This is a genomic window from Plantibacter sp. Leaf1 (genome assembly GCF_001421315.1).
In the GTDB taxonomy this organism is placed as follows: domain Bacteria; phylum Actinomycetota; class Actinomycetes; order Actinomycetales; family Microbacteriaceae; genus Plantibacter.
The window spans coordinates 1374831-1377527 of sequence record NZ_LMJX01000002.1 but is presented as its reverse complement, the minus strand read 5'-3'; the positions used below and the strand labels follow the sequence as shown (position 1 = coordinate 1377527).

The following is a 2697-nucleotide window of genomic DNA, read 5'->3' as shown; positions in this document are numbered from 1 at the left end:
GGCCGACACCCGAGGGTGTCGGCCGCTTCGTCGTGCGGGGTGAGGCTGGGCCTCAGGGGGTCAGTGACCCTCCGCCTTGAGCTTCTCGAAGCCCGCGAGGATGATCTTCTCGGCGGCGGCGGCGTCGCCCCAGCCGTCGATGCGAGCCCACTTGCCGGGCTCGGTGTCCTTGTAGTGGACGAAGAAGTGCTCGATCTCGTCGCGCGTCGCCTGCGGGATGTCGTTGAGGTCCTGGATGTGCGCCCAGCGCGGGTCCTTGTACTGCACGGCGATGACCTTGTCGTCGCCGCCGCCGTCGTCGGTCATGTGCAGCACGCCCACGGGACGGACCTTGATGCCGACGCCCGGGAACGTCGGGAAGTCGAGGAGGACCAGCACGTCGACCGGGTCGCCGTCCTCGCCGAGGGTGTTCTCGAAGAAGCCGTAGTCGGTGGGGTAGACGAAGCTCGTGAACAGCACGCGGTCGAGGAAGACCCGACCGGTCTCGTGGTCGATCTCGTACTTGTTGCGGCTGCCCCGCGGGATCTCGATGACGGCGTCGTACTCGGCCATAAGCCTGCTCCTTGCGAGGTTGGATGTCCTGGAATCGGCACGGTCGCCGACGAGGACCAACCCTAACCGATGCGCCCAGGAGCCACCGGTGCCGGGGGGACGCCCGCCGTCGTGCAATAGCGTGGAGCGCGTGAACGACGTCCGACCTCCGCTCCACCCGTCCGTCGCCCTGCTGCGGAAGGCGGTCCGCGACGCGATCGGCCGGTGGTCGGCGGCCGGGTCCCGGGCGGAGGGCGAGGCGGACCTCCTCGTCGCCCTGAGTGGTGGGGCGGACTCGCTCGCCCTCGCCGCGGCGACCGCCTTCGAGGCGTCGAAGCTCGGGTTGCAGGCCGGTGCCGTCATCGTCGACCACGGCCTGCAGACGGATTCCGCAGCCGTCGCCGCCCGCGCGGCTGACCAGGCGAGGGCGATGGGCCTCGACCCGGTGCTCGTCCGGCGGGTCGAGGTCGGTGCCGACGGCGGTCCGGAGGCGGCTGCGCGCGATGCCCGGTACGCGGCGCTCGAGGGCGCACGCGTCGAGGCCGGGTCGTCGGCCGTATTGCTCGCGCACACGCTCGACGACCAGGCCGAGACGGTACTCCTCGGGCTCGCCCGCGGATCCGGCGCCGGCAGCCTGCAGGGGATGTCGCCCGTCAGCGGCGCCCTCGTCCGCCCGCTCCTCGGCGTCCGCCGGGTGCAGACCCGCGAGGCGTGTGCCGCGATGGGCCTCACCCCCTGGGACGACCCGCACAACACCGACGCCGCGTACACGCGCGTCCGAGTGCGCGAGCGGGTGCTCCCCGTGCTCGAGAGCGAACTCGGGCCGGGCATCGCTGAGGCGCTCGCCCGCACCGCGGACGCCATGCGGGAGGACGCTGAGGCCTTCGAGGAGATGATCGAGGAGACCATCGAGGAGATCGTCGAGCACGCCGAGGCCGGGATCTCCGTCAGTACGGCGGCGCTCGCCGCGAACCCCGCCGCGCTCCGGCAGCGCGTCATCCGGTACATCGTGCAGAGCGAGTTCGGGGTCGCCCTCTCCCGGACGCAGACGATCGAGGTCGCGCGGCTCGTGACCGACTGGGCCGGGCAGGGACCGATCGATCTACCCGGCTGCCGGGCCATGCGCCGCGACGGCCGCATCGTGTTCTCCGCGCGCTGACGACAGGCCCCGCGAGGAGGAGGTGCGCATCGGCGTCCGGGTCATCTCGCATACACTCGACGCATGGAGCAGAGCGACATTTCGGACGACCTCACGACCATCCTCGTCACCGAGCAGGAGATCCGCGACAAGCTCGCCGAACTCGCCCGCCGGATCGAGGTCGACTACGCCGGGAAGGACGTCCTGCTCGTCGGCGTCCTGAAGGGCGCGGTCATGGTCATGGCCGACCTGGCGCGCGAACTCCGCATCCCGCTGTCCATGGACTGGATGGCCGTCAGCTCCTACGGGGCCGGCACGAAGTCGAGCGGTGTCGTGCAGATCCGCAAGGACCTCGACGCAGACCTCACGAACCGTCACGTCCTGATCGTCGAGGACATCATCGACTCCGGCCTCACCCTCTCCTGGTTGCTCGAGAACTTCGCCTCGCGCGGCGCCGCCTCGATCGAGGTCTGCGCGCTCCTGCGCAAGCCGGAGGCCGCGAAGGTCCACGTCGAGTGCAAGTACGTCGGCTTCGACATCCCGAACGACTTCGTCGTCGGGTACGGTCTCGACTTCGACGAGAAGTACCGCAACCTCCGCGACGTCGGCGTGCTCGCCCCTCACGTCTACGCCTGAGCGAGCGACGAACCTCGCCTGGATCACTCGTTAAGCCCATGGCAAACATGGGGGAGGCATCCAGCAGCGAGGGGGTAGCCTGATTTCCGACGCGGCTCCGCCCGTCGACCCCTCCTGCAGAAAGGGAACGGGCCAGTCCCGGCCTCTCAACTATGAACGTCAAGCGCCTCTTCAAGGGTCCCATCCCGTACCTCATCATCGCTGCTCTGGTCTTCTGGATCGGCATCAGCCTGATGAGCATGAACGGCTTCCGTGAGGTCTCCACGCAGGAAGGCCTGGCCTTCCTCGAGAAGGGGCAGGTCAAGGAGGCCGTCATCACGGACGGCGACCAGCGCGTCGACCTCACGCTGACGAAGGCGGACGACGAGTTCGGCAAGCAGGTGCAGTTCTAC

General features: G+C 69.3%; 4 protein-coding genes. 3 read left to right on the top strand and 1 reads right to left on the bottom strand.

Going from position 1 to position 2697, the window contains the following annotated elements:
* Positions 1-60 precede the first annotated feature (60 nt).
* Positions 61-552: an inorganic diphosphatase gene (locus ASE44_RS18200; protein ID WP_056008441.1), complete on the bottom strand. Its 492-nt coding sequence runs from the start codon at positions 550-552 to the stop codon at positions 61-63.
* Positions 553-682: 130 nt separating this feature from the next.
* Between ASE44_RS18200 and tilS the strand changes: the two genes are divergently transcribed.
* The 3 genes from tilS to ASE44_RS18945 form a co-directional block, all read left to right on the top strand.
* Positions 683-1690: a tRNA lysidine(34) synthetase TilS gene (gene tilS, locus ASE44_RS08660; protein WP_200921034.1), complete on the top strand. Its 1008-nt coding sequence runs from the start codon at positions 683-685 to the stop codon at positions 1688-1690.
* Between the two features lie 63 nt (positions 1691-1753).
* Positions 1754-2305 (top strand): hypoxanthine phosphoribosyltransferase, encoded by a 552-nt coding sequence (gene hpt / locus ASE44_RS08655; protein ID WP_056008438.1) that lies wholly within the window; start codon positions 1754-1756, stop codon positions 2303-2305.
* Positions 2306-2457: 152 nt separating this feature from the next.
* The coding region (locus ASE44_RS18945; protein WP_235522572.1) for an ATP-dependent metallopeptidase FtsH/Yme1/Tma family protein at positions 2458-2697 on the top strand (240 nt) is incomplete at its 3' end.